The organism is Streptomyces sp. NPDC107500, from assembly GCF_055582785.1.
Genome location: NZ_JBVJPF010000001.1, coordinates 532,698 through 559,434 on the forward strand (window position 1 = coordinate 532,698; position 26,737 = coordinate 559,434).

At 72.0% G+C, this 26,737-nt stretch carries 23 protein-coding genes and 2 tRNA genes; 21 read left to right on the forward strand and 4 right to left on the reverse strand.

What is annotated here, in order from left to right; genetic code table 11:
* Positions 1–10 precede the first annotated feature (10 nt).
* A complete protein-coding gene (locus tag ACZ67M_RS02330) occupies positions 11–1,153 on the reverse strand; it encodes a M48 family metallopeptidase (protein ID WP_469849245.1) in 1,143 nt (380 codons plus the stop codon).
* A gap of 141 nt (positions 1,154–1,294) precedes the next feature.
* On the opposite strand from ACZ67M_RS02330, the gene ACZ67M_RS02335 reads away from it, so the two are divergent.
* From ACZ67M_RS02335 to ACZ67M_RS02380, 10 genes are all read left to right on the forward strand, one after another.
* Positions 1,295–1,456 (forward strand): hypothetical protein, encoded by a 162-nt coding sequence (locus ACZ67M_RS02335; RefSeq protein WP_185832559.1) that lies wholly within the window; start codon positions 1,295–1,297, stop codon positions 1,454–1,456.
* Between the two features lie 127 nt (positions 1,457–1,583).
* Complete coding sequence (locus ACZ67M_RS02340) at positions 1,584–1,751, forward strand: hypothetical protein (RefSeq protein WP_107420146.1); 168 nt, start codon at positions 1,584–1,586, stop codon at positions 1,749–1,751.
* A gap of 59 nt (positions 1,752–1,810) precedes the next feature.
* Positions 1,811–2,506 carry a nicotinate-nucleotide adenylyltransferase gene (nadD, locus tag ACZ67M_RS02345; protein ID WP_122620144.1) on the forward strand — a complete coding sequence of 232 codons (696 nt, stop codon included), beginning with the start codon at positions 1,811–1,813 and terminating at the stop codon, positions 2,504–2,506.
* A gap of 16 nt (positions 2,507–2,522) precedes the next feature.
* On the forward strand, positions 2,523–4,253 hold the full coding sequence (locus ACZ67M_RS02350; RefSeq protein ID WP_469849247.1) for an LCP family protein: 1,731 nt from the start codon (positions 2,523–2,525) through the stop codon (positions 4,251–4,253).
* Positions 4,254–4,358: 105 nt separating this feature from the next.
* The gene (rsfS, locus tag ACZ67M_RS02355) at positions 4,359–4,805 is read left to right on the forward strand and encodes a ribosome silencing factor (protein ID WP_234954597.1); all 447 of its coding nucleotides are present in this window, start codon (positions 4,359–4,361) and stop codon (positions 4,803–4,805) included.
* Complete coding sequence (locus ACZ67M_RS02360; protein ID WP_361354771.1) at positions 4,802–5,473, forward strand: histidine phosphatase family protein; 672 nt, start codon at positions 4,802–4,804, stop codon at positions 5,471–5,473. The genes rsfS and ACZ67M_RS02360 overlap by 4 nt, the downstream gene beginning before the upstream one ends.
* A 122-nt stretch (positions 5,474–5,595) precedes the next feature.
* Positions 5,596–5,668, forward strand: a tRNA-Ala gene (locus ACZ67M_RS02365).
* A gap of 201 nt (positions 5,669–5,869) precedes the next feature.
* Positions 5,870–6,043, forward strand: coding sequence for a hypothetical protein (locus ACZ67M_RS02370; RefSeq protein ID WP_125494024.1), 174 nt, complete (start codon positions 5,870–5,872; stop codon positions 6,041–6,043).
* Between the two features lie 3 nt (positions 6,044–6,046).
* Positions 6,047–6,280, forward strand: coding sequence for a hypothetical protein (locus ACZ67M_RS02375; protein WP_019523121.1), 234 nt, complete (start codon positions 6,047–6,049; stop codon positions 6,278–6,280).
* A 96-nt stretch (positions 6,281–6,376) separates the two neighbouring features.
* A tRNA-Ala gene (locus tag ACZ67M_RS02380) sits at positions 6,377–6,449 on the forward strand.
* 57 nt (positions 6,450–6,506) lie between these two features.
* Here ACZ67M_RS02380 and ACZ67M_RS02385 read toward each other — a convergent pair.
* Positions 6,507–8,117, reverse strand: coding sequence for an NADH-ubiquinone oxidoreductase-F iron-sulfur binding region domain-containing protein (locus tag ACZ67M_RS02385; RefSeq protein WP_361354775.1), 1,611 nt, complete (start codon positions 8,115–8,117; stop codon positions 6,507–6,509).
* Positions 8,114–9,346 carry a cytochrome b/b6 domain-containing protein gene (locus ACZ67M_RS02390; RefSeq protein WP_361354778.1) on the reverse strand — a complete coding sequence of 411 codons (1,233 nt, stop codon included), beginning with the start codon at positions 9,344–9,346 and terminating at the stop codon, positions 8,114–8,116. Before ACZ67M_RS02390 ends, ACZ67M_RS02385 begins: the two co-directional genes overlap by 4 nt.
* A 516-nt stretch (positions 9,347–9,862) precedes the next feature.
* On the opposite strand from ACZ67M_RS02390, the gene leuS reads away from it, so the two are divergent.
* The 9 genes from leuS (at position 9,863) to holA (ending at position 21,627) form a co-directional block, all read left to right on the forward strand.
* Positions 9,863–12,763 carry a leucine--tRNA ligase gene (gene leuS, locus ACZ67M_RS02395; protein WP_469849251.1) on the forward strand — a complete coding sequence of 967 codons (2,901 nt, stop codon included), beginning with the start codon at positions 9,863–9,865 and terminating at the stop codon, positions 12,761–12,763.
* A 188-nt stretch (positions 12,764–12,951) separates the two neighbouring features.
* Positions 12,952–13,692 carry a hypothetical protein gene (locus tag ACZ67M_RS02400; RefSeq protein WP_451856611.1) on the forward strand — a complete coding sequence of 247 codons (741 nt, stop codon included), beginning with the start codon at positions 12,952–12,954 and terminating at the stop codon, positions 13,690–13,692.
* A 73-nt stretch (positions 13,693–13,765) separates the two neighbouring features.
* A complete protein-coding gene (locus ACZ67M_RS02405; protein WP_361354787.1) occupies positions 13,766–14,611 on the forward strand; it encodes a DegV family protein in 846 nt (281 codons plus the stop codon).
* A gap of 152 nt (positions 14,612–14,763) precedes the next feature.
* A complete protein-coding gene (locus ACZ67M_RS02410) occupies positions 14,764–15,774 on the forward strand; it encodes a ComEA family DNA-binding protein (RefSeq protein WP_469849253.1) in 1,011 nt (336 codons plus the stop codon).
* A gap of 113 nt (positions 15,775–15,887) precedes the next feature.
* The gene (locus tag ACZ67M_RS02415; protein ID WP_469849255.1) at positions 15,888–18,470 is read left to right on the forward strand and encodes a ComEC/Rec2 family competence protein; all 2,583 of its coding nucleotides are present in this window, start codon (positions 15,888–15,890) and stop codon (positions 18,468–18,470) included.
* A 4-nt stretch (positions 18,471–18,474) separates the two neighbouring features.
* Positions 18,475–19,311 (forward strand): arylamine N-acetyltransferase family protein, encoded by an 837-nt coding sequence (locus ACZ67M_RS02420; protein WP_469849256.1) that lies wholly within the window; start codon positions 18,475–18,477, stop codon positions 19,309–19,311.
* Between the two features lie 86 nt (positions 19,312–19,397).
* Positions 19,398–20,279, forward strand: coding sequence for a YceI family protein (locus ACZ67M_RS02425; RefSeq protein WP_392100766.1), 882 nt, complete (start codon positions 19,398–19,400; stop codon positions 20,277–20,279).
* A 46-nt stretch (positions 20,280–20,325) separates the two neighbouring features.
* Complete coding sequence (locus ACZ67M_RS02430) at positions 20,326–20,571, forward strand: hypothetical protein (protein ID WP_361354802.1); 246 nt, start codon at positions 20,326–20,328, stop codon at positions 20,569–20,571.
* A 66-nt stretch (positions 20,572–20,637) separates the two neighbouring features.
* Positions 20,638–21,627 (forward strand): DNA polymerase III subunit delta, encoded by a 990-nt coding sequence (gene holA / locus ACZ67M_RS02435; RefSeq protein ID WP_385798570.1) that lies wholly within the window; start codon positions 20,638–20,640, stop codon positions 21,625–21,627.
* A gap of 333 nt (positions 21,628–21,960) precedes the next feature.
* Here holA and rpsT read toward each other — a convergent pair whose 3' ends face one another.
* The gene (gene rpsT / locus ACZ67M_RS02440) at positions 21,961–22,227 is read right to left on the reverse strand and encodes a 30S ribosomal protein S20 (RefSeq protein ID WP_122620158.1); all 267 of its coding nucleotides are present in this window, start codon (positions 22,225–22,227) and stop codon (positions 21,961–21,963) included.
* 304 nt (positions 22,228–22,531) lie between these two features.
* Here rpsT and lepA point away from each other — a divergent pair, with 304 nt between their 5' ends.
* Positions 22,532–24,400: a translation elongation factor 4 gene (lepA, locus tag ACZ67M_RS02445; RefSeq protein ID WP_064727829.1), complete on the forward strand. Its 1,869-nt coding sequence runs from the start codon at positions 22,532–22,534 to the stop codon at positions 24,398–24,400.
* Between the two features lie 313 nt (positions 24,401–24,713).
* Positions 24,714–26,591: an AMP-dependent synthetase/ligase gene (locus ACZ67M_RS02450; protein ID WP_469849259.1), complete on the forward strand. Its 1,878-nt coding sequence runs from the start codon at positions 24,714–24,716 to the stop codon at positions 26,589–26,591.
* The last annotated feature ends 146 nt before the right edge of the window (positions 26,592–26,737 follow it).

The window sequence follows — 26,737 nt, forward strand, 5'->3', positions numbered from 1 at the left end:
CCGCGACGGCTCAGGCGCCGTCGCGCGGCGGGCGGTCGTCCGGGTCCTGGGGGCCGTCGGCGCCCGCCGGGCCCTCGGAGGACCCGTTCGGGTCACCGGGCGGCCGCGGCTGGGAGGACGTGAAGCCGCCGAAGCCCCGCCGCATCCGGTCGCCGAGGTCGCCGGCGCCGCCCGCGATGTCGTTGACCAGCTTCATCAGCGGGTCCTTGGAGCCGCGCACGTGTGTCGCGTAGTGGGACGCCGACTCCCGGAAGGAGTCCCGGACCGAGGTGTCCTTGTCCTCGTCGCGCCGCGGGTAGTGGCCGTCCATGATCCGCTGGAAGTCCCGGGAGGCCGCCCACTTCTTCAGCTCGGCCGCCCGCACCGTGGTGAAGGGATGGGTGCGCGGGAGCACGTTGAGGATCTTCAGCACGGAGTCGCGGAGGTCGCCCCCGGCCTCGTACTCGTCGGCCTGCTCCAGGAACGCGTCCACGTTCATCTCGTGCAGGTGGTTGCCGCCCGCGATCTTCATCAGGCCGCGCATGGACGCCTGGATGTCCTGGCCCACCAGCAGCCCCGCGCGGTCGGCGGACAGCTCCGACTTGCGGAACCACTCGCGCAGCGCGGTCACGATCGCCATGATCGCCACGTTGCCCAGCGGGATCCAGGCGACCCGGACGGCCAGGGAGGTCAGGAAGAGCAGGATGGTCCGGTAGACCGAGTGCCCGGACAGCGCGTGCCCCACCTCGTGCCCGACCACCGCCCGCATCTCCTCCTCGTCGAGCAGTTCGACGAGGCCCGTGGTCACGACGATGATCGGCTCGTCCAGGCCGATGCACATCGCGTTCGGCACCGGGTCCTGGTTGACGTACATCGGCGGGACCTTCTCCAGGTCCAGGATGTAGCAGGCGTCGCGCAGCATGACGTTCAGATGGGCGAACTGCCGGTCCGAGACGCGCACCGAGTCGGACAGGAACAGCAGCCGCAGACTCCGCTCGGGCAGCAGGCCGCTCAGCGCCTTGAAGACCGTGTCGAAACCGCTCAGCTTGCGCAGCGCCACCAGCGCGCTGCGGTCGGCCGGGTGCTCGTACGCACGCGAGGAGATCCCCGGGAAGCGCCTGCGCTGCCGGCTCGGCACGTGCTCGTGCCCGTTGTCCTGATGGCCGTCGGACATGTCTTCCCCCATGTGCGTGTGTGTGGCCTGTGCGGGTGTCTGGCCTTTGCGAACCCTTGTGCGGTCCTTTGCACCCCAGGAGCCGGGCCCAGCCTAGGCGGAGATACCGTGGACGGGCAGTACACCGAAGGAGTCCACGCCATGCAGCACATCCCCCACCCCGACTGGCTCGCCGGGGCCGCGACCGCCGCCGAGCAGCAGGGGCCGGGGAATCTGCTCCGGATCGTCCTGATCGTCATGGTCCTGGGGTGCGTGCTGACCGCGTGGTTCCTGCTGCGGGGGTACAAGCGGAAGGACGACTGAGTCGATCCGAAGGTTCCCCGGACCCCTTCCGCGCGGTCCCGTCGGCGGAGTCGGCGTGATCGCCCGTGAGCGGCCCGCATACGATGAGCGGACGTCTTGTCCCGCCCACACCGGATAGGTCCTGCCGATGAGCCTTCCCCTCAGCGCCGCCCAGTTCGCCACCCTCGCCGCCGAGGGCGGCGAGGAGCACAGCGGCAACCACGAGAGCCTCAGCCCCTACGTCACCGGCATCGGCGCGTTCCTCGCCCTGATGCTCCTGCTGTGGATCACCACCCGGTTCAACCGCGACCGCTGAGCACCCTGGGCCGTGGGGGCGGCCGGGGTGCCCGGGGTGGGCCGGTAGGGTCTGCACGCATGGGAGAGCAGGACACGCCTACCGGCCCGGCGTACACGCCGGGGCGCGGCACGCAGAACGCGGTGCCCGCCCGCGCCACCGGTCCGGGCAACGGCCCGTCGTCGCCGGGCAAGCGCCGTCTGGGCGTCATGGGCGGCACCTTCGACCCGATCCACCACGGGCACCTGGTGGCGGCCAGCGAGGTCGCCGCGCAGTTCCAGCTCGACGAGGTGGTGTTCGTCCCCACCGGACAGCCGTGGCAGAAGAGCCACCGCACGGTGTCCGCGGCCGAGGACCGCTACCTGATGACCGTCGTCGCGACCGTCGAGAACCCGCAGTTCTCCGTGAGCCGCATCGACATCGACCGCGGCGGCCCCACCTACACCGTGGACACCCTGCGCGACCTGCGCGCCCTCAACCCGGACGCGGACCTGTTCTTCATCACCGGCGCCGACGCCCTCGCCCAGATCCTCACCTGGCGCGACAGCGAGGAGCTGTTCTCCCTGGCGCACTTCATCGGCGTCACCCGGCCCGGCCACACCCTCACGGACGCCGGACTCCCCAAGGGCGGCGTCTCGCTCGTCGAGGTCCCGGCCCTCGCCATCTCCTCCACGGACTGCCGTGCGAGAGTCGCCAAGGGCGATCCCGTCTGGTACCTGGTGCCGGACGGCGTCGTGCGCTACATCGACAAACGCCAGCTGTACCGCGGCGAGTGAACCGAGAGGGGCACCGGTGAACGACGGATACGCCGCGGGATACGGCGGCGACGACCAGTACGAACTCGTCGGCTACGACGAGTACGGCCGGCCGGTCTACCGCCAGGCCCAGGCCGCTCCCGGCGGGCAGCAGCAGTACGACCCGTACCAGCAGCAGGGTCAGCCGTACGGGCAGCAGGGCTACGGCTACGACCAGTACACCCCCGCTGACGGCGGGCAGGCCGACCAGCGGCCCTACGACCCGTACGACCCCTACGGCTCCGGTACCGGCTACGACACCGGACAGCAGCCCGCCACGCCCGGCCACGGCTCCTACGGCCATCCGCCCGCCGCGCAGCAGCCGTACGACCCCTACGGCCAGGCCGCGACCAGCGGCCCGCAGCCCCGGGTCACCGAGCAGACCGCGCACATCCCGCAGCAGGCCGGCCCGCGCGAGGAACCGCAGCAGGCCGCCCCCGCCGCCGACGACCGGGACTACCGGACCGAGCAGTTCGCCTTCGTCGAGGAGCCGGCCGACGACTCCGAGGACGTCATCGACTGGATGAAGTTCACGGAGAACCGCACCGAGCGCCGCGAGGAGGCCCGGCGGCGCGCACGCGCCCGTGTCGTCGCCCTGGTCGTCGTCCTGGCCCTGGTCGCGGTCGGCGGCGTCGGCTACCTCTGGTACGCCGGAAAGCTCCCCGGCGTGGGCTCCTCCGACGACAAGACCGGCTCCGCGACGGCGGCGGGCGCCCAGAAGCGCGACGTGATCGCCGTCCACCTGCACGACACCAAGGGCGGCTCCACCTCCACCGCGCTGCTCGTCGACAACACCACCACCAAGAAGGGCACCGCCGTACTGGTGCCCAACGGCCTCGCCCTGACCGGCGACGACGGCAGCACCACCACGCTCGCCAAGTCCGTCGACGACGAGGGCCCCGACGCCACCCGCACGGCCCTGGACTCCTCCCTCGGCACCGACATCGAGGGCACCTGGCGCCTGGACACCCCGTACCTCCAGATCCTCGTCGACCTGGTCGGCAACATCGAGGTCGACACCAACGCCGACGTCGCCGACCCGGAGGCCAAGGACAAGGGCGCCACGCCGCTGGTGCGCAAGGGCCAGGGGCAGACCCTCAGCGGCAAGATGGCCGTCGCGTACGCCACCCACCGCGGCTCGGGCGAGCAGGCCGACGCCCAGTTGCAGCGGTTCGGGCAGGTCATGCAGGGGGTGCTGCGCAAGCTGTCGTCCGACCCGCAGGCCGCGACGACCACCATCCAGACCCTCGGGCTGATCCTCGACCCGCCGCTGACCGAGAAGGACCTCGGCTCCTTCCTCGCCGGGCTCTCCGACCTCGCCAAGGGCGGCGACTTCAGGACCGAGCTGCTGCCCGTCGAGGAGGGCGGTTCGCTCAGCGCCGAGGCGAGCGACAGCGTCGTCAAGGACATCCTCGGCGGCACCGCCAAGAGCCCCGACAAGGACGCGGCCGTCAGCGTCTCCGTGCGCAACGCCACCGGGGTCGAGGACCGCACCGGCAAGGCCCGCGTCGTCCTCCTCAACGGCGGCTTCACCTTCCTGTCCGGCGGCACTGCCTCCGGCACCGAGGCGAAGTCGGAGGTCGTCTACGCCGAGGCCGCCGACAAGGAGAACGCCGTCCAGGTCGCCAAGACGCTGGGCCTGCCCACCGGCGCCGTCGCCCAGGGGAAGACCTCCGCGAACGCCCGGGTCTCGGTGGTGCTCGGCCAGGACTACGAACCGGCGTCGTAGCGGCCGCGGGCCCTTCGCGGGGCGGCGGCCCGGTTGTCGCGTGGGCCGCCGTCGGCGGTCGTGAGACCCTTGAGGTCAACCGACCGCCGACCCGAAAGCCAGGCAGTGACCGCGACCGACCGCTCCATCGAACTCATCAGCACCGCCGCCCAGGCGGCGGCCGACAAGCTCGCGCACGACATCATCGCCTACGACGTCAGCGACGTGCTGTCGATCACGGACGCCTTCCTGCTGGCCTCCGCGCCCAACGACCGCCAGGTCAAGTCGATCGTCGACGAGATCGAGGAGCGGCTGAACAAGGAGCTCGGCGCCAAGCCGGTGCGCCGTGAGGGCGACCGCGAGGCCCGCTGGGTCCTGCTCGACTACGTCGACATCGTCGTCCACGTCCAGCACAGCGAGGAGCGCGTCTTCTACGCCCTGGAGCGGCTGTGGAAGGACTGCCCCGAGCTGGAGCTGCCCGCCGACGCCAAGGAGACCCGCGGCAAGGCCGAGGAGCACGCCAGGCTCCAGGCCGCCGAGGAGGCGACGCAGACAGACGGGGACTGGCGATGAGCGCCACCGGCGAGGTGGCGGCGGGCCGGCCGGGCCGCGGCCGGCGCGTCATCCTGTGGCGGCACGGCCAGACCGCGTGGAACGTGGAGCGCCGCTTCCAGGGCAGCACGGACGTCGAGCTGACCGGGACCGGCGTCGCCCAGGCCCGCCGCGCGGCCGAGCTGCTGATCCACCTGAGGCCCGACGCGATCATCGCCTCCGACCTGGTGCGGGCCGCGGACACGGCCGCCGAGCTGTCCGTCCTCACCGGCCTCGAAGTGACCCTGGAGGAGGGCCTGCGGGAGACCTACGCGGGCGTCTGGCAGGGGCTGACCCACGACGAGATCATCGCCCGGCACGGCGAGGAGTACGCGGCGTGGAAGCGCGGCGAGCCCGTGCGCCGCGGCGGCGGCGAGCTGGAGACCGAGGTCGCCGACCGCGCCGCTCCCGTGGTCCTGCGGCACGCCGAGAAGCTCCCCGAGGACGGCACCCTCGTGGTGGTCAGCCACGGCGGCACCATCCGCACCACCATCGGCCGCCTGCTCGGCCTAGACCCGCGCAGCTGGGAGAGCCTCGGCGGCCTGACCAACTGCTGCTGGTCGGTCCTCGGCGAGGGCGCGCGCGGCTGGCGACTGCTGGAGCACAACGCCGGCACGCTGCCGGAACCGGTGCTCGGCGACGACGACTGAGCCGCCGGACGGCGGGCCCGGTCCCCGGATTTCACTTTCCGGCAGGCCACAGGCTAAAGTTCTTCTTGTTCGCCCCGCCGAGCGGAGCGAACAGGAACACGCGGCCCAGCCGCGTGGCACCAGGGGCTATAGCTCAGTTGGTAGAGCGCCTGCATGGCATGCAGGAGGTCAGGAGTTCAATTCTCCTTAGCTCCACAGCCCACGGACGAATCCCGTCCCCCTCGGGGGGCGGGATTTTTCGCATCCGCCCGCTTGAGCAACTGGGCTCCCAGGGGCGTATACCCCTGTGGAACTCCGTGTCCCGACTGGTACTGAGGCGTCGCTGACCGTATTGGCCCGGTCGTGGCAGAATCAAACGGCCGGAAGGGGACCGCGACCCGACGGGAGGGAGTGGCGATGCCTGCGAGCATCCTCGAGGAGGTCGGTCACCTCCTCGGCGGAGCGGTGGCACGGAACACGGTCACCCGCCTCCACTGCCCTTCCTGCGGTTCCGGGCACGTGGCCCAAGTCCTGGGTGACAACGGCGGAATCTCGTACGTGTGCACGGCCTGCGGCCACAGCTGGAGCTGATTGATGGGTGCACACAGGCGGAAGTGCGACTGGTGCGGCAGCGGTACGCCGATCGTGCGCGACATGGAGCCGCTCAACCCGGACTACCAGTACTGGTGCGAGGAATGCGCGCGGGCGCTGATCATAAAAGGCGACCCGATCGAGACGTACCGCGAGCTGGAGGGCGAACCGATCTACGGCCGGCTCCTGGAGGAGCACTGCACCCTCAAGCGGTTCTACTCGTTCGTGACGGCTTAGGGCAAACCGGACGGAACGGAAACGATTTGGTGTTCGCCCCGGTGGACCGTGTAATGTTGGCGTCGCCGCCGGGGAGACCGGGCGGATGAAGGACGAGGGGCTATAGCTCAGTTGGTAGAGCGCCTGCATGGCATGCAGGAGGTCAGGAGTTCAATTCTCCTTAGCTCCACAGCTTCGAAAAGAACCCCCCGGATCATGATCCGGGGGGTTCTTCGTGTGTCCGCCGTCAGCGGCCGAGCGCCCGGCGTCCCCGGCCCTGGGAGAGGACCGGCAGGTTGGTGCGCGAGGCCGGAGCCGGGCCGCGCAGGTCCTCCTCGATGCGCAGGGCCAGCGCGGGGCAGCGGCGCACCGCGCGCACGGCCTTGGCCTCCGCGAACCGCGGCACCTCGGCCTGCGCGACCGTCGGGAAACCGTCGGCGCCCAGCTGGAAGACCTCCGGGAGGATGTCCGCGCACAGCCCGTGACCCCGGCACAGGGTCCAGTCCACGTAGATCTTCTGGCGGCTGGGGCCGTTCGTCTCGTCGCCGCCGGGGACGCCCGTGGGTGCCATGCCGCCCTCGAAGAGCGGCAGGACGCCCTCCACGGGCCGTCCGCAGCCGTTGCCGAGGACGTGGGCGGCGAGGTCGTCGGTGAACGCGGCGACGGTCGACTCCAGGAACATCGCCGAGCCGTCCGGGTGCGAGCAGGCGCCGCGCCGCTTCACGTTCCGGGCGACCTGCTTGACGGCCTCCAGGGCGGCCGGGCCGCCACCGTTCAGGATGTCCTCCAGGCCGCGCGCGGCGGCGGGCAGACCGAGGTAGCAGGGGCCGCACTGGCCCGCGCTCTCCTGCGCCAGCCACTGGGCCACCCGCAGGGACTCGCCCAGCGGGCAGGTGTCCTGACCGATCGGCAGGATCGCGCCCGCGCCGAGCGAGCCGCCCACCTGCTGAAGGGAGTTGCGGGAGACGATCGCCTCGTCGACGCTCGCCGCGTCGAGCCATTTGCCGTGGTAGCCGCCGGTCAGCACGCCCTGCGGCACCGGCGGGGCGCCGGCCAGCTGGAGGACGTAGCGCAGCGGCACACCCGTCGGCACCTCGATCACCATCGGCCGGGCGACCGCGCCGGAGACGGTGAGCATCACGGTGCCGGGCTCGTCGTACAGCCCCGTGTTGCCGTAGCGCTCCGGGCCGATGCGGGCGGCGATCGCGAGCTGGGCGAAGGTCTCGGCGTTGGACAGCAGGGTCGGGGCGCCGCCGACCCCGCTCTTGGAGGCGCTGACCTTGCGGCCGGGCGGGATCGCCGGGCCGCCGTCGATCGAGCGGATCAGCGAGGCGGCGGCGCCGGTCACCATGCGGACCGGGTTGCGCTGCACGCGTGCCCGCAGGGCGGAACGGCGGCCGTTGCTGAGGCCCCGTTCGGCGAGGGCGGCCTCCATGGAGCGCTGGGTGGACTCGCGGGTGACCCCGATGACGAGCGTGCGGGCGCCCATCGCCTCGGCGCACAGCAGCGCGCCGTCCAGGATCAGGTGCGGGGCACGGTTGATGAGCACCGTGTCCTTGCGGCAGGCCGGTTCGTCCTCACTGCCGTTGACGACCACGACCGGCCGGACGCCGCGCTTGATCGCCGCCTCGGCGACCGAGCGCAGCTTCTTGTGGAAGGGGAAGCCCGCGCCGCCGCGGCCCTTCAGGTTGATGCGTTCCGAGAGCTGCGCGAGCTGCTCCCCGCCCATCGGTTCGAGCGGACCGTGCACCTTGAGGTGCATCGGCAGATCCAGGCGCTCGACAAGGTCGAAGCCCGACGTGAGCTGGGGAAGACCGACCACGCGGACTTCTGGGACGTCGGGCAGGGCCTCGTTCACTTATGGCCTCCGGAAGGCGTGTTCCAAGGTTCGCCCGAACCCGGTGCGTCGAAGTCGTAGGCCGACGACGGCGCACCGGGGGTTGGTTCATTGGCGGGACCGCTGTTGTACGTGTCGTTCGGGTAGTACGTGTCGTAGACCGCGTTCGTCTCAGCGGTGTCGTACACGTCACTCGACCCGTAGCCGGAGGCGTCCGGATTGCCGTAGACCGGGATGGTGTGTCCCGTGTCGTTGAGCGGGTCGTACGCCGACGGAGGTGCCTCGCCGACCGGCGGCGGCGACGGTATGGGCCAGCTGCCCGAGGTGCCGGCCGCGCTGTCCACGAAGGGCATCGTCTCGGTGGGGCGCATGTCGGGCGGCAGCGTGTGGGACCCGGTGCCGTCGCCCGCCAGCGGTGGCCGGCGGGCGCCGGAAGGACCGGACACGGCGCGGTAGGCCGCCGCGAAGCCGCCCGCGCGCTCCGGCGGAGCCAGGCGCTCCGCGGTCTCGTACAGCGGTGCGGACCTGCCGCGCCGCCGGGTCGCCCCGGCCCGCTCGTAGCCGGGCAGCGCCGCGGGGTCCTTCCACTGGGCCCGCTCCTGCGACCGCTCCTCGCGGACCGGCCGCTCCCCGGTGCCGAAGAGGGCCGCGATCCGGTCGGCGGCCCTGCGCTTGACCGGGCGGGGGGCCGCCCGCAGCGCGAGGGCGCCCATGACGCCCAGTACGGACAGGCCGTACAGGATCGTGAAGACCGGCTTCGCCGCTCGACCCGCGTAGAGCCCGTGCAGCAGGGCCAGGCACCACGCCGGGTAGGCCAGCATGTGCATGGCCCGCCAGCGGGAGGCCACGGGGGACGCCGACGTGAAGCGGGTGCGCAGGGCGCCGGTGACGCTCACGAAGATCATGAGCATGCTGGCCAGGGTGCCGAAGCCGATCAGGACGGCACGGCCGCCGAACTCCTCGTCGTCCGTGGCGAGCAGTCCGAACGGGAGGACGGCGGCGACCCAGGTGGTGTGGTCCAGGGCCAGCTTGACCCCGATGTGCACCAGGAGGAACACGACCGAGGCGACCGCGGTGGTCCGGTGCACGGCCTGGGCCAGGATCCGCTGGCGGGTGTCGAGGACGATCCGGTCCTGGGCGAGGAGTCCCCAGATCACCGAGCAGCTGAGGAAGACGAGGGAGAGGACGCCGGCGCCGAAGTTGAGGAACTCGGCGAAGGTGTCGTCGACCGTGCTGTCGTTGGTCACCACGGCAGACCTCCCCACGTCACGGACGCACCGGGAGGCGTCGAGCTGGTGTCGCGAGGGTGGAGCGGAGGGCGGATCGGGGGAGGGTTCATGGGGGCAACTCCGGAGCGGTTCGGGAAAGCGGTCCCGCTGCCGCACTCTAAGTGGCGCCATACCCGTGGGTACGAGGTTTGAGTTATTGCGTTGTTATCAAACGACAGTGCGCTCGTAGTGTTGTCCCCTTACTGGTTGTTACGCGAAGTAACCTTTGACCTTGGTTCAGGTTCGCCGGTCGCGCGCCCGGCCGGAACGCGCGTCGCGGCCCGATCGGCGACTGCGGTACCCTGACGCCATGCGTGCCGTACGCCTTCTGCTTAGCGAGCCGCGCTGATCAGTCCCGACCCCGGTCGAAATCCGGTGGCCGGAATCGGCGCGGCGTCCCCTCCTGTGCGAGGGGATTTTTCATTTCCCGGCATCCGCAGCCGCTGGTCTTGAAGGTCGCAGCCGCTGGCAGAGACGATCGATGGAGCTTTGAGGATCATGAGCGAGACGAACCCCGCGGCGACCGCCCCTGTGTCGGCGGACGCCGCGCCGCACCGCTACACGGCCGCCATGGCCGCCGAGATCGAGGCACGCTGGCAGGACTTCTGGGACGCCGAGCAGACGTACGCGGCGCCCAACCCCAAGGGTGACCTGGCGGGCGACCCGGAGGTCGTCGCCCGGCCCAAGAAGTTCATCATGGACATGTTCCCCTACCCCTCCGGTGCGGGCCTGCACGTCGGCCACCCGCTGGGGTACATCGCCACCGACGTCTTCGCCCGCTTCCAGCGGATGACCGGCCACAACGTCCTGCACACCCTGGGCTTCGACGCCTTCGGACTGCCCGCCGAGCAGTACGCGGTGCAGACCGGCACGCACCCGCGCGTGTCCACCGAGGCCAACATGAAGAACATGGTGAGCCAGCTGCGCCGGCTGGGCCTGGGCCACGACAAGCGCCGGTCGTTCGCCACGATCGACCCCGACTACTACAAGTGGACCCAGTGGATCTTCCTGCGGATCTTCAACTCCTGGTACGACGAGGAGGCGGGGAAGGCCCGCCCGATCGACGAGCTGGTCGCCCAGTTCGCGTCCGGTGAGCGGGCGGTCCCGGGCCACCCGGGAAGCGCCTGGAGCACGCTGAGCGAGGCCGAGCGCGCCGACGTCCTGGGCGAGTTCCGTCTGGCCTACGCCTCCGACGCGCCCGTCAACTGGTGCCCCGGGCTGGGCACCGTGCTGGCCAACGAGGAGGTCACCGCCGACGGCCGCTCCGAGCGCGGCAACTTCCCCGTCTTCAAGTCCAAGCTGCGCCAGTGGAACATGCGGATCACCGCCTACGCGGACCGGCTGCTGGACGACCTGGACGAGCTGGACTGGCCCGAGGCCATCAAGCTGCAGCAGCGCAACTGGATCGGCCGCTCCGAGGGCGCCCGCGTCGACTTCCCCGTCGACGGGGAGCGCATCACCGTCTTCACCACCCGCCAGGACACCCTGTTCGGCGCCACCTACATGGTGCTGGCGCCCGAGCACCCCCTGGTCGAGAAGTTCACCCCGGCCGCCTGGCCCGAGGGCACCCACCAGGTGTGGACCGGCGGCCACGCCACCCCGACCGAGGCCGTGGCGGCGTACCGCGCGCAGGCCGCCTCCAAGTCCGACGTCGAGCGGCAGGCCGAGGCCAAGGACAAGACCGGCGTCTTCATCGGCGCCTACGCCACCAACCCCGTCAACGGCGAGCAGGTCCCGGTCTTCATCGCCGACTACGTGCTGATGGGCTACGGCACCGGCGCGATCATGGCCGTCCCGGCCGGTGACCAGCGCGACTTCGAGTTCGCGCGCGCCTTCGAGCTGCCGATCCGCTGCGTGGTCGAGCCGACCGACGGCCGCGGCACCGACCCGGCGACGTGGGAGAACGCCTTCGGCTCCTACGACGCGAAGATCATGAACTCGTCCAACGGCGAGATCAGCCTGGACGGCCTGGGCGTCGCCGACGCCAAGGAGCGCATGACCGAGTGGCTGGAGCGCACCGGCACCGGCGAGGGCACCGTCAACTTCCGCCTGCGCGACTGGCTGTTCAGCCGCCAGCGCTACTGGGGCGAGCCCTTCCCGATCGTCTACGACGAGGACGGCATCGCGCACTCGCTGCCCGAGTCGATGCTGCCCCTGGAGCTGCCCGAGGTCGAGGACTACTCGCCGCGCACCTTCGACCCGGACGACGCCGACACCCGCCCCGAGACGCCGCTGTCGCGCAACGAGGACTGGGTGAACGTCACCCTGGACCTGGGCGACGGGCGCGGCCCCCGCCGGTTCCGCCGCGAGACCAACACCATGCCCAACTGGGCCGGCTCCTGCTGGTACGAGCTGCGCTACCTGGACCCGCACAACAGCGAGCGGCTGGTCGACCCGGAGATCGAGCAGTACTGGATGGGCCCCCGCGAGGGCCTGCCGCACGGCGGCGTCGACCTGTACGTCGGCGGCGCCGAGCACGCCGTGCTGCACCTGCTGTACGCGCGCTTCTGGTCCAAGGTGCTGTTCGACCTGGGGTACGTGTCCTCGGCCGAGCCGTTCCACAAGCTGTTCAACCAGGGCATGATCCAGGCCTACGTCTACCGGGACAGCCGCGGCATCGCGGTGCCGGCCGTCGAGGTGGAGGAGCGCGACGGCGCCTACTACCACCAGGGTGAGAAGGTCTCCCGGCTGCTGGGCAAGATGGGCAAGTCCCTGAAGAACGCGGTCACCCCCGACGAGATCTGCGCCGAGTACGGCGCCGACACCCTGCGCCTGTACGAGATGGCGATGGGCCCGCTGGACGTCTCCCGGCCCTGGGACACGCGCGCGGTGGTGGGCCAGTTCCGGCTGTTGCAGCGGCTGTGGCGCAACGTCGTCGACGAGGACAGCGGCGAGGTGACCGTCACGGACGTCGCGGAGGCCGACGTCGACACCGACACGCTGCGCGCCCTGCACAAGGCCATCGACGGCGTCCGGCAGGACCTGGAGGGCATGCGGTTCAACACCGCCATCGCCAAGGTCACCGAGCTGAACAACCACCTGACCAAGGTGGGCGGCCCGGTCCCGCGTCCGGTCGCCGAGCGCCTGGTGCTGCTGGTCGCGCCGCTGGCCCCGCACGTCGCCGAGGAGCTGTGGCGAAAGCTGGGGCACACGGACTCCGTGGTGCACCACGACTTCCCGGTGGCCGACCCGGCCTACGTCGTCGACGAGACCGTGACCTGCGTCGTGCAGATCAAGGGCAAGGTCAAGGCGCGGCTGGAGGTCGACCCGGCCATCTCCGAGGGCGACCTGGAGAAGGCCGCGCTGGCCGACGAGAAGGTCGTGGCCGCGCTGGCCGGGGCCGGGATCCGGAAGGTGATCGTGCGGGCGCCCAAGCTGGTGAACATCGTCCCGGCGTGAGGCGACGGGCGCGCTGCTTCCCACCGTCCTCGGGGTGATCCCTTAGGGGCGCCCGGGGAATGGGTACGGGCAGGTTCGGGGTTCCGCCGGAACCCTGGGCCTGCCCATTGCGTTTACCGTGGAAGAGCGGCGCGAAGAGTGCCGCGGACGCCGGCGCGCGCGGGCCGGACGCTCGGAGGAGGAGCTTCGTGGAAGCAGTGATCACCGTCTTCGCCCTGCTCTTCGTGCTCGCCGTGGTGCTGGGCGTCTACGCCACGGTGAAGGCGGTCGGCGCGGCCAAGCGCAGCGTGGACCGCGGTATCACCCAGGCCCGGCGCACGGTCGAGGACCACACCCTGCGCGCGAAGTCCCTCGTCCAGACCGGCCCGGTCGGCGAGCTGGCGCAGCTGCGGCTGAGCCTGCGCACGTCCATGCGGGCCACGCAGGACGCGCTGCACGCGCGCGTGGCGGAGGACGCGTCCCTCAAGGAGTCGCTGGCCCTCTTCGAGCGGCTCAGCGCCCACGGATTCGAACTCGACGGCGAGCTGCGGCGGCTGGAGTCCGAGCCGGACCGCGTGACGCTCGCCGAGCTGCTGCCCTCGCTGCGCGAGCGCACCGAGCGCATCACGCGGTCGGCCGAGTCCCTGCGCTGGGCGGCCCGTGACCGGGCCCGCCGCTTCGCGGACGACGACCTCGATTCGCTGAGCGCGCAGATCGACGTCGAGGCCGGTGCCCTGCGGCACTGGACGGAGACGGAGACGGAGCCCGCCGCCGCCCCGCCGCCCTGGCCCGAGGCCCCGGCCGCCGACACCCCCGCCGCCCGGCAGAGTTGGCCGGAGCCCCCGGTCCAGGAGCCGGCGGAGGAGACGGCGCGCCCCGCCCTCGACCCGCCCGGACCGAACCCCGTGTACCCGTGGCAGAAGAAGGCCCGCCCGGAGAGCACGACCTGACGACACCCGTGTGAACACCCGGCCACCGGGGCCGGGCTGCCGGACGGACAGTACGCCAGGTAACCTCCAGCTCATGTCCCGCCATGTCGCGATCGTCACCGATTCAACGGCCTACCTCCCGGCCCGGACGATGGAGCGGCACGGCATCACCGCGGTACCCCTGACCGTCGTCCTGGGCGACCGGGCGCTGGAGGAGGGCACCGAGATCTCGACCCGCTCCCTGGCCCAGGCCCTGCAGAAACGGCGCCCGGTCACCACCTCCCGCCCCAGCCCCGCCCTGTTCGCCGAGACCTACCGGAAGATCGCCGAGTCCGGCGTCGACGGCATCGTCTCGCTGCACCTCTCCGCCGAGCTGTCCGGCACGCACGACGCGGCCGTCGTCGCGGCCCGTGAGGCGTCGGTCCCGGTGCGCGTCGTGGACACGGGGATGATCGCGATGGCCCTCGGGTTCTGCGCGCTCGCCGCCGCGGACGCGGTGGAGGCGGGCGGCACGGTGGACGAGGCCGTCGCGGCCGCCGAGAAGCGGGCCGCCGGCACCTCCGCCTACTTCTACGTCGACACCCTCGACTATCTGCGCCGCGGTGGCCGGATCGGGGCGGCCCAGGCGCTGTTCGGCTCCGCGCTCGCCGTGAAACCGCTGCTGCAACTGGACGGTGGCCGCATCGAGCCCCTGGAGAAGGTCCGGACGGCGTCCAAGGCCATCGCCCGGCTGGAGGAGATCGCCGCCGACCGGGCGGGCGGCGCCCCCGTCGACATCGCCGTCCACCATCTCGCCGCCCCGGACCGGGCGTCGGCCCTGGCGGACCGGCTGCGGGAGCGGGTGACCGGGCTGGCCGACCTGCATGTGAGCGAGGTCGGGGCGGTGATCGGGGCGCACACGGGGCCCGGGTTGCTGGGGGTCGTGGTCTCGTCGCGGTGAGGGGCGTTGCGCGGCGGTGTGATCGCGCGGTGGTGCGGTCGTGGCGTGGCGCGTCGCCCGTTCGGGGGGCGGAGTTTTCCACAACCCGTGGGTAGTCCACGGGAATTGACCATGATCGTCGCGGGTGGGGCGAGGTGACGGATCCTCGGCGCATGGCACTTCGATCACGCTCGCGCTCACAGTCACGCACGGTTGGCGGATCCAGCGGGCCGGGTCGCGCACCGGCTTCCGACGGGCGGCTGCGCCACCGCCACCCGCCCCGCTCCCACGCCCGGCACGGACGCCGGTCCGCACCCGCGGAGGAACTGCGGCGGCGGGCGGAGGCGCTGTTCGCCGGGCCGGCCGGGCGGGCCGGGCACGATGAATCGCGCGGAGAGGCGGGGAAGGGGCCGCCCTCGTACGGCGGAGACGCGCCGCTTCCCGTCGCCGCCGATGGCGCCGTCCGGGCGGCCTGGAAGGAGCGGGCCGGGCAGGCGCTGAGGGAGCGAATGCCGGTGTGGTTGCAGGCGCGGTGCGGGCTGGAGCGGCGCAGTGTGGCCGCGCTCACGGTGCTGCTCGTCGTCGCGGGGCTCTTCGCCGCGCAGCACTTCTGGACCGGCCGCACCCAGTCCGTGGCGGCGCCCGAGGTGGTGCGGGAGGCGGCGGTGGCCGGAGCGCGGGACGAGGGCGGGCGGGTGGGTGACGGCAAGGCGGTCGGTGGGGCGGCGCCCACGGCCGGTGCCGAGATCGTCGTGGATGTCGGCGGAAAGGTCCGCAAGCCCGGCGTGCACCGTCTTCCGGCCGGTTCACGGGTCGCGGACGCCCTGCGGGCCGCCGGAGGCGTGCGGGACGGCGCCAAGACCGACGGGCTGAACCAGGCGCGTTTCCTGGTGGACGGTGAGCAGGTCGTCGTGGGCGCTCCCGCGCCCCCCGTCGCGGGGGTCGCGCCCGGCGGTGCGGCCACCGCCGGGAGCGGGGCGGCGGCTCCCGCGGCACCGGTCTCCCTCAACACCGCGACCCCGGACCAGCTCGACACCCTGCCCGGCGTGGGTCCCGTGCTCGCCCAGCACATCATCGACTACCGCACCCAGCACGGTGGTTTCCGGTCGGTGGACGAGTTGCGCGAGGTCAACGGCATCGGCGAGCGCCGCTTCGCCGACCTGCGCGATCTCGTGCGGCCGTGAGCACGAGTCGGCCCACGGGCCTGTCCCCGGATCTGCCCTCGGGCCGGTCCGCAGATCCGCCTACGGCCCCTGCCAGGCAGTCCCATGCCCGGACGGCACGCCCACGCGGGGCCGTGCACGCCGCCTCCGGCCACCGGCTCGGCGCCGCCCACCCCCGCCAGGAGGGGCCGACGGACCTGCGGCTGGTGCCGCCCGCGCTCGCGGCCTGGGCTACGGCGGCGCTCATGCCGACCGCGCCGGCCGGTTGGGCCGTGGGCATGGTGACCGGTGCCTTGGTCCTGGCGGGTGTACTGCTCCGGAGGGATCGGAGGCAGCTCCAGAGGGACCAGAGGGAGCGGACGCAGCTCCAGAGGGATCGGAGGCAGCCCGCGACACGCTTTCGGCCCCCGGTCGCCGTCGCCGCCCTGCTCCTCTGTGTCGCCGCGGCCGCCGCCTCCGCCGCGCTGCACGGCGCGGACCTGCGGCGCGGACCCGTGCCGGGGTCGGCCCGGCAGTACGCCACGGTCACCGCCGAGGTGGAGGTCACCGCCGACCCCCGCCTCACCGCGCCGCGCGTCCGGGGCAACCGTGCCGCCCCGCCCACGGTGGTGATCGAGGCCGACGTGCGACGGGTCGTGAAGGAGGGCGGCGCGGTGGTCGCGACGCGGACGCCGGTGCTCGTGCTCGTCGACGTGGGAGAGGAGGGCCCGGGGAAGGACATCGACGCCGGCGGTGCCCGGCCGTCCCGTGCCGATCCCGCGGCCTCGCGCTGGCTGGGGCTCCTGCCGACCACCCGGCTCCGCGTCACCGCCCGTTCGGCGCCCCCCAGGACGAGTGGGGACCGGATCGCCGCCGTGCTGCGGGTACGGGATGGTCGGGCCGCGCCCGAGGTGGTGGCCGGTCCGTCCGCGGCGCAGCGGCTGGCGGGGCGGTTGCGGGCCGGGCTGCGCGAGGCGACGGACGGTCTGCCCAGGGACGCGCGGGCGCTGCTGCCCGGCCTGGTCGTGGGGGACACCTCGCGCGTCACGCCGGAGCTGGAGGAGGCGTTCAAGGAGACGGACCTGGCGCACACGCTGGCCGTCTCGGGGGCCAACTTCACGATCGTGCTCGCCCTGCTGCTCGGCCCGCCCGGACTGGCTCAGCGCAGTGAGCGCCGGGGAGTCGCGCCCCGTCTCGGGCTCTCCCTGCGGACGACGGCGCTGCTCGGCGGGGCGCTCGCACTCGGCTTCGTGGTGGTGTGCCGGCCCGACCCGAGCGTGCTGCGGGCCGCGGCCTGCGGGTCCGTCGCCCTGCTCGCCCTGGCCACCGGGCGCCGCAGATCGCTGCTTCCGGCGCTGGCGACGGCCGTCCTGCTGCTCGTGCTGTACGACCCGTGGCTGGCCAGGAGTTACGGGTTCCTGCTCTCCGTGCTGGCCACCGGGGCGCTGCTCACGCTCGCGCCCCGGTGGAGCGCGGCGTTGCGGCGGCGCGGGGTGCCGCCGCGCCTTGCGGAGGCGCTGGCCGCCGCGGGGGCCGCGCAGGCCGTGTGCGCGCCGGTCGTCGCCGTGCTGTCGGCGCGGGTGAGCCTGGTGGGCGTGCCGTGCAACCTGCTCGCGGAGTTCGCGGTGGCCCCGGCCACGGTGCTGGGGTTCGCGGCGCTGGCGACGGCGCCGGTGGCGATGCCCGTGGCCGAGGCGCTGGCCTGGTGCGGTGGCTGGCCGGCCGGGTGGATCGCGGGGATCGCCCGCACCGGGGCCGCGCTGCCCGGCGCGGGAGTGGACTGGCCGGGAAGCTGGGCGGGGGCGGCGCTGCTCGCGCTCCTCACGGTGGGCGGGCTGCTCGTCGGCCGGCGGCTGCTGCGGCATCCCTGGTGGTGCGGGGTCTGCGCGCTGCTCCTGGTGCTGGCGGTGGTGCAGCCGCCGCCGCTGGCCCGGGTGATCAAGGGATGGCCGCCGCCGGGCTGGCGGATGGTGATGTGCGACGTGGGACAGGGCGACGCCATGGTGCTCGCGGCGGGGGAGGGTACGGGCGTGGTCGTGGACGCCGGGCCCGATCCGGCGCTGGTGGACGGCTGTCTGCGCTCGCTCGGCGTCACCCGCGTCCCGCTGGTGGTGCTGACCCACTTCCACGCCGACCACGTCGCCGGGCTGCCCGGGGTGTTGCGGGGGCGTGCGGTGGGGGCCATCGAGACGACCGCCCTCGAAGAGCCCGCGGACCAGGCCGACGCCGTCCGCAGACAGGCGGCGGCGCGACGGATCCCCCTGCGGCACGTGGCCGCCGGTGAGCGGCGACGGGCCGGCCCGCTCTCCTGGGAGGTGGTGTGGCCGCCGTCCGGCACGGGCCCGCGGGCGATGCCGCCCACGAGCACCGAGGGACCCAACGACGCCAGCGTCACCCTCCTGGTGCGGACGGCGGGGCTGCGGCTCCTGCTCCTCGGGGACCTGGAGCCGCCGGCCCAGCGGGAGCTGGCGCGCTCCCCGGCGGCAGCGGCGCTGGCAGGGGTCGACGTGCTCAAGGTCGCCCATCACGGGTCGGCTCATCAGGACCCGGACCTCGTACGGAGGGTGGCTCCGCGCCTGGCCCTCATCAGCTGCGGCGCGGACAACACCTACGGGCACCCGGCCCCGGACACGGTCGCGGCCCTGCGCGGGCAGGGGGCGACGGTGCTGCGCACGGACCGGGACGGGGCGCTGGCCGTCGCGGGCTCGGGCGGGGCGCTGCGGGTCTTGGGAGACTGAGGGCATGGATTCCGCACAGGTCGATGCCTGTCTCCGCCGCCTGGGCGCCGAGCACCCGGCGCGGCCCACCCTCGACGCGCTGCGCGCACTGCACCTGCTTCATCTGCGGACGGTGCCGTTCGAGAACCTCTCCGTCCACCTGGGCGAGGAGATCGTGCTGGAGGAGGGGCGGCTGCTGGACAAGGTGGTGGGCGGGCGCAGGGGCGGCTTCTGCTACGAACTCAACGGCCTCTTCGGCGCGTTGCTCGCGGCGCTCGGTTACGAGGTCACGATGCTCGCCGCGCGGGTGTACGGGGACGGGGGCCGGCTCGGGATCCCGTACGACCACATGGTGCTGCTGGTGCGGACGGTGGACGGGGGCGAGTGGCTGGCGGATGTCGGGTTCGGGGCGCACAGTCACGGTCCGCTGGCCTTCGGGGAGCGGGCGGAGCAGGACGACCCCGGGGGTACGTTCCGGGTGGTTGAGGCGGGGCCGGACGCCGCCGGGGTGCGCGGGGCGGAGGCCACGGCGCGGGCGGCCGACCTGGACGTGCTGCGCGAGGGACGGCAGGTGTACCGGGTGGACGTCCGCCCGAGGGTGCTGGACGACTTCGTGTCCGGCGCGTGGTGGCACAGCACCTCGCCCCGGTCGCACTTCCTCCAGTCGACGGTCTGCTCCCGGATCACCGAGGACGGGGGACGGATCACGCTCAGCGGACGCCGGCTCACCGCGACGGCCCCCGACGGCGCCCGTGAGGAGCGCGAGTTGGCCACGGACGAGGAGGTGCTCACCGCGTACCGCGAACACTTCGGCATCCGGCTCGACCGGGTCCCGGTACGGCGGTGTGCCGATACCGGGTGAGTGGTCCCGTGTTGCCTCGAAAGCCCCATCGGTGATCGAATGTTGCTTCGTCAACTAATTCTGATGTGGGGCAGAGGGTGTCGCAGATGATCGGCCGCTTGCTGGGAAGCCGTACGAAGCGGATGCACCGGACGGGTCCCCTGGCCGCTGTGCGCACCCCGCCGGACGCCGGGGTGGTCAGCTGCCGGGTCCTCGACCCGGTCCACGAGCCGGTGCCGAACGCGGAGTTCACGGTCAGCGACAGCATGGGACGCAAGGTGGTCGGCGGCGGCACGGATCCCTTCGGGTCGTTCCTGGCGGCGGTGCCGGCCGGCGAGTACCGGCTCGCCGTCTCCGCCGAGGGCTACACGCCGTACCGCGCGTCCGTGACGGTCGCCGAGGACGCGCTGGCCTCGCTCGGCGACGTGACCCTCCAGGTGGCCCAGCCGGCGGAGCTGCCCACGCCGGGCGACTGGGAGATCGAACCGGCGCACTCCTCGATCGCTTTCACCGCGCGGCACATCGGACTGGCCCGGATCCACGGCCGGTTCAACTCCTTCGCGGGCGCGGTGCGGATCGCGGACGACATGGAGCGGTCGGCGATGCACGTGGTCATCGACGCGGCGTCCATCGACACCAACGTGAAGATGCGCGACGACCACCTGCGCTCGGCCGACTTCCTGGACGTGCGGCGGTTTCCGACGCTGGAGTTCTACAGCGACCGGTTCACGCACCGCGGCGGCAACCGGTGGGCCGTCACGGGAGCGCTGACCCTGCACGGCGTGACCCGCACGGTCACGCTGGACACCGAGTACCTCGGGCTCGGCAACGGCATGGAGGGCGAGACGCGGGCGGCCTGCCGCGCCACCACCGAACTGCACCGCGACGACTTCACGGTGAGCTGGCAGACGATGCTGGCCCGAGGCATCGCCGTGGTCGGGCCCAGCATCCGCATCGACCTCGACGTGCAGACCGTGCCCAAGGGCTGACCGCCCCCGCGCTCCGCCCGTGGCCCGGTGTCCGACAATGGCACCCGTGAGCGATGTGAGACATGTACTGGTGCTGCCCGACCGCGACGCGGCGGAGGAGGCGGCCCAGGCACTCGGGGAGCGGTTCGGGCTCGACGAGGAACCCCGGCTGCTGAGGGACGCCCTGGCCGGCGAGGACGACGCCGAGGACGCCCAGTGGCTCGTCCTCCTGTGCGACGAGCGGGACGTGCTGGACCCCGGCGAGCTGGACGAGTTCGCGGGGGAGTGGGAGGGCTGGCGCGAGGAGCCGTAGTCCCGCACCGGCCCCGGCAATGGCGGCGGGCGTCCGTTGTCAGTGGTGCGTGCGATGCTTGTCGCGATGGCCAGGAAGACTGCGAATGACGACCCTCTCGCCCCGGTGACCCTTGCCGTGGGCCAGGAGGACCTCCTGCTCGACCGTGCCGTGCAGGAGGTGGTGGCCGCCGCGAAGGCCGCCGACGCCGACACGGACGTGCGCGACCTGACCCCCGACCAGTTGCAGCCCGGCACGCTCGCCGAGCTCACCAGCCCCTCGCTCTTCGCCGAGCGCAAGGTCGTGGTCGTACGCAACGCGCAGGACCTGTCCGCCGACACGGTCAAGGACGTCAAGGCCTACCTCGGCGCCCCCGCCGAGGAGATCACCCTCGTCCTGCTGCACGCGGGCGGCGCCAAGGGCAAGGGTGTCCTCGACGCCGGCCGCAAGGCGGGCGCGCGCGAGGTGGCGTGCCCGAAGATGACCAAGCCCGCGGACCGGCTGGCCTTCGTGCGCTCCGAGTTCCGGACCGCCGGGCGGTCGGCCACCCCCGAGGCGTGCCAGGCCCTGGTCGACGCGATCGGCAGCGACCTCAGGGAGCTGGCCTCGGCGGTGTCGCAGCTGACCGCCGACATCGAGGGGACGATCGACGAGGCGGTGGTCGGGCAGTACTACACGGGACGGGCGGAGGCCTCCAGCTTCACCGTCGCCGACCGGGCCGTGGAGGGACGTGCGGCCGAGGCCCTGGAGGCGCTGCGCTGGTCGCTGTCGACCGGGGTCGCGCCGGTGCTGATCACCAGCGCGCTGGCGCAGGGCGTGCGGGCCATCGGCAAGCTCTCCTCCGCCCGCGGTGGCCGCCCCGCCGACCTCGCCCGCGAGCTGGGGATGCCGCCCTGGAAGATCGACCGCGTCCGGCAGCAGATGCGTGGCTGGACACCGGACGGCGTCTCGGTGGCCCTGCGCGCGGTGGCCGAGGCGGACGCGGGGGTGAAGGGCGCCGGCGACGATCCCGAGTACGCGCTGGAGAAGGCCGTCGTGACGATCGCGCGCGCGGCACGCTCACGCGGACGCTCGTAGCCCGCCCCCACCGGCACTGCCCGCTCTCACGCGCCCTGCCCCACCGGCACTGCCCGCTCTCACGCGCACTGCCCGGTCCCACCCGCACTGTCCGCTCTCACGCGCACTCTCCGCTCCCACCCGCACTGCCCGGCCCGGGGGCCCCGGCGCCCGGCAGACCGAAGGCCCCGGCGTCCGTCCGGGGAAGGACGGCCACCGGGGCCTTCGGATCAAGCTCGCGGATCCATGCCCGCGTGGCGAACGCAGGCCGCGCATGGATCCTGGGTGCCGGACGGGAGCGGATGAGAGAGGGCCCGCTCTGGGTCCACCCGGCGATCAGACCAGATGAGGGGTTCAGCCCTTGAGAGCGCCGACCTTGGTCGCAAGCGCCGACTTCTTGTTGGCGGCCTGGTTCTTGTGGATGACACCCTTCGAGACGGCCTTGTCGAGCTGACGCGCGGCGACGCGCTGGTACTCGGTGGCCTTCTCGACGTCACCCGCGGCAGCGGCCTCACGGGCCTTGCGGATCGCGGTCTTCAGAGAGGACTTGACGGCCTTGTTGCGCAGCCGGGCCTTCTCGTTGGTCTTGTTCCGCTTGATCTGGGACTTGATGTTCGCCACGAATTGAGCCTTTGCAGGTTCAGGCACGAGGCCGCGAAGGTCCCGTACCGATGATTTCTTGAAGGAGTGCCTCGCGCTGAGAGGGCAAGAGACACAGCCCCCCACGGTACCAGCGGCCCGCCGCGCCCCCAAAACCAGGCCGCAGCCGGCCCGTAACCGGCCCGCGACGCGGCCACAACCCGGTCTCGGGCCGTCCCAGACCCATCCCGGCTCGCCACCCGTGGGACGATGGAGGCTACGTATCGATCCGACCCGAGACCCGAGACCGCAGACACTGCGGACGCCTCAAGAATCAGGACCCTGCGTGCCCGCGATCCCCAGCCATGTGCCCGAGCCGAGCCGTACCGACCCGGCGCTGATCCGCAACTTCTGCATCATCGCGCACATCGACCACGGCAAGTCCACGCTCGCCGACCGGATGCTCCAGCTGACCGGTGTGGTCGAGCAGCGGCAGATGCGCGCCCAGTACCTCGACCGCATGGACATCGAGCGCGAGCGCGGCATCACGATCAAGTCCCAGGCGGTGCGATTGCCGTGGGCCCCCACCCACGACAAGAGCAGCACGCACATCCTCAACATGATCGACACCCCGGGGCACGTCGACTTCACCTACGAGGTCTCGCGGTCGCTCGCCGCCTGCGAGGGCACCATCCTCCTGGTGGACGCGGCCCAGGGCATCGAGGCCCAGACCCTCGCCAACCTCTACCTGGCGATGGAGAACGACCTCACGATCATCCCCGTGCTGAACAAGATCGACCTGCCGGCCGCGCAGCCCGAGAAGTTCGCCGAGGAGCTGGCCAACCTGGTCGGCTGCGACCCCGACGACGTGCTCAAGGTCTCCGCCAAGACCGGCCTCGGCGTCGACGCGCTGCTCGACAAGGTCGTCGCCGAGATCCCCGCCCCGGTCGGCGTCAAGGACGCCCCGGCCCGCGCGATGATCTTCGACTCGGTCTACGACTCGTACCGCGGCGTCGTCACGTACGTCCGTGTCATCGACGGCCAGCTCAACAAGCGCGAGCGGATCCGGATGATGTCCACCGGCGCCACCCACGAGCTGCTGGAGATCGGCACCAACTCCCCGGAGATGCTCGCCGCCGACGGTCTCGGCGTCGGCGAGGTCGGCTACCTGATCACGGGTGTGAAGGACGTCCGCCAGTCCAAGGTCGGTGACACCGTCACCAGCCAGCACAAGGGCGCCGAGGAGGCGCTCGGCGGCTACAAGGACCCGCGGCCGATGGTCTTCTCCGGCCTGTATCCGCTGGACGGCTCCGACTACCCCGAGCTGCGCGAGGCGCTGGACAAGCTCCAGCTCAACGACGCCGCCCTGGTCTACGAGCCGGAGACCTCCGCCGCCCTCGGCTTCGGCTTCCGCGTCGGCTTCCTCGGCCTGCTGCACCTGGACGTGATCCGCGAGCGCCTGGAGCGCGAGTTCGGCCTCGACCTGATCGCCACCGCGCCCAACGTGGTCTACCGCGTGATCATGGAGGACGGCACCGAGCACACCGTCACCAACCCGAGCGAGTTCCCCGAGGGGAAGATCAACGAGGTCTACGAGCCGGTCGTGCGGGCCACCATCCTTGCGCCGACCGAGTTCATCGGCTCGATCATGGAGCTGTGCCAGACCCGGCGCGGCACGCTGCTCGGCATGGACTACCTCTCCGAGGACCGGGTCGAGATCCGCTACACCCTCCCGCTCGCGGAGATCGTCTTCGACTTCTTCGACCAGCTGAAGTCGAAGACCCGCGGCTACGCCTCGCTGGACTACGAGCCCACCGGCGAGCAGACCTCCAGCCTGGTCAAGGTCGACATCCTGTTGCACGGCGACAAGGTGGACGCGTTCTCCGCGATCACCCACAAGGACGCCGCGTACGCGTACGGCGTACGGCTCGTCGCCAAGCTCCGCGAGCTGATCCCGCGGCAGGCATTCGAGGTGCCCATCCAGGCCGCCATCGGCTCACGGGTGATCGCCCGCGAGACCATCCGCGCCATCCGCAAGGACGTCCTCGCCAAGTGCTACGGCGGTGACATCTCCCGCAAGCGGAAGCTGCTGGAGAAGCAGAAGGAAGGCAAGAAGCGGATGAAGATGGTGGGTTCCGTGGAGGTTCCGCAGGAGGCCTTCATCGCGGTCCTCTCCAGTGATGACAGCGCGGGGTCGGGCAAGGGCAAGAAGTAACCGCCGCACCGCACGCCGAGTCCGGGCAAAACGGACTCCTAGGGGCCCGTCGTACGAAAGTGCGGCGGGCCTCTTCGCATGTCACGGGCGGGCCTCTGTAGGAAGTGACAGGGCGCGGACTCTTACGCGGGGGCCGGTCGCCCTTTACTCTGATGCCTGCCCCGTAGTTACTCGTGAGTTAAACAAGTGATCGGGCAACTGTCCGAGCCACGCCTGAACACCGCCCGAGAGTGAACCAGCCGCACCTGAACCAGCCGCACCTGGGCCGGCCACCACGAGCCGGCCGCGCCGTCGCGGGCCCACGGAGGATGTCGTGAGCGACACACAGACAACGATCGAGAACCGTCCGCCCTCCGTGGCGGGACTCTTCCTGGAGCGGGTGGCCGCCACGCCGGACGCCGAGGCGTACCGCTACCCGGTGCCGCCGGCCTCGGGTGAGGGCCCCGACGAGTGGAAGTCGCTGACCTGGTCCCAGGCCGCCGAGCGGGTCTACTCGATCGCGGCCGGCCTGATCGAGCTGGGCGTGCAGCCGCAGCAGCGCGTGGCGCTGGCCTCCTCCACCCGGCTGGACTGGATCCTCGCCGACCTCGGCATCATGTGCGCGGGCGCGGCGACGACCACCGTCTACCCGCAGACCAACGCCGACGAGTCGGCGTACATCCTCTCCGACTCCGAGAGCCGCGTGCTGATCGCGGAGGACGCCGCGCAGCTGGCCAAGGCCAGGGAGAAGCGGGCGGAGCTGCCGGAACTCACCCACGTCGTGGTGATCGACGCGACCGGCGCGGACACCACCGAGGACTGGATCCTCACCCTCGACGAGCTGGAGCGCAGCGGCGCGGCCCGCCTGGAGACGGACCCCGAGCTGGTCGTCAAGCGGGTCGGCGCGCTCACCAAGGACCAGCTCGCCACCCTCATCTACACCTCCGGCACCACCGGCAAGCCCAAGGGTGTACGGCTCCCGCACGACTGCTGGTCGTACATGGCGAAGGCCATCGCCGCGACCGGCCTGGTCAGCGGGGACGACGTGCAGTACCTGTGGCTGCCGCTCGCGCACGTCTTCGGCAAGGTGCTCACCTCGGGCCAGATCGAGGTGGGTCACGTCACCGCCGTCGACGGCCGCGTCGACAAGATCATCGAGAACCTGCCGGTGGTCCAGCCGACCTACATGGCCGCCGTGCCGCGCATCTTCGAGAAGGTCTACAACGGCGTCGCCGCCAAGGCCCGGGCGGGCGGCGGGGCCAAGTACAAGATCTTCCAGTGGGCGGCCGGCGTGGCCCGCGAGTACGCCAAGGTCACCCAGGACAACTTCAAGCGCACCGGCACCGCGAACGCGCCCGCCGGCCTGCGCACCAAGCACGCCGTCGCCGACAAGCTCGTCTACGCCAAGATCCGCGAGGCCTTCGGCGGCCGCCTGCGCGCCTGCGTCTCCGGCTCGGCCGCCCTCGCCCCCGAGATCGGTTACTTCTTCGCCGGCGCCGGCATCCACATCCTGGAGGGCTACGGCCTCACCGAGTCCTCCGCCGCGTCCTTCGTCAACCCCGGCGAGGCCTACCGCACCGGCACGGTCGGCAAGCCGCTGCCCGGCACCGAGGTGCGCATCGCGGACGACGGCGAGATCCTGCTGCGCGGCCCCGGCATCATGGAGGGCTACCACAAGCTGCCCGAGAAGACGGCGGAGGTGCTGGAGGCCGACGGCTGGTTCCACACCGGCGACATCGGCGAACTCTCCGCCGACGGCTACCTGCGGATCACCGACCGCAAGAAGGACCTCATCAAGACGTCCGGCGGCAAGTACATCGCGCCCGCCGAGGTCGAGGGTCAGTTCAAGGCGGTCTGCCCCTACGTCTCCAACATCCTGGTGCACGGCGCCGACCGGAACTTCTGCACCGCGCTCATCTCCCTCGACGAGATCGCCATCACCGAGTGGGCCAAGGAGAACGGCCTGGAGGGGAAGCCGTACGCGGAGATCGTGGCGGCGCCCGTGACGGTGGAGATGGTCGACGGCTACGTCAAGCAGCTCAACGAGGGCCTCCAGCGCTGGCAGACCATCAAGAAGTTCCGCCTGCTCCCCCGCGACCTGGACGTCGAGCACGGTGAGATCACCCCGAGCCTCAAGCTCAAGCGGCCGGTCGTGGAGCGGGAGTACAAGCACCTGATCGAGGAGATGTACGAGGGCTCGCGCGAGGCGTGAGCGCCCCCGGCTCCGTGGCGGATGCTCGGAACCGTCCGTTCTCCGGCGGTCTCCGAGCGTTCGTGTAGCACGGATCTCACCCATGGCGGCCGACTTCGGTAACTCCGTGCTTATGAACGGGTCCGGTCTGTCACTCTGTCGGCATC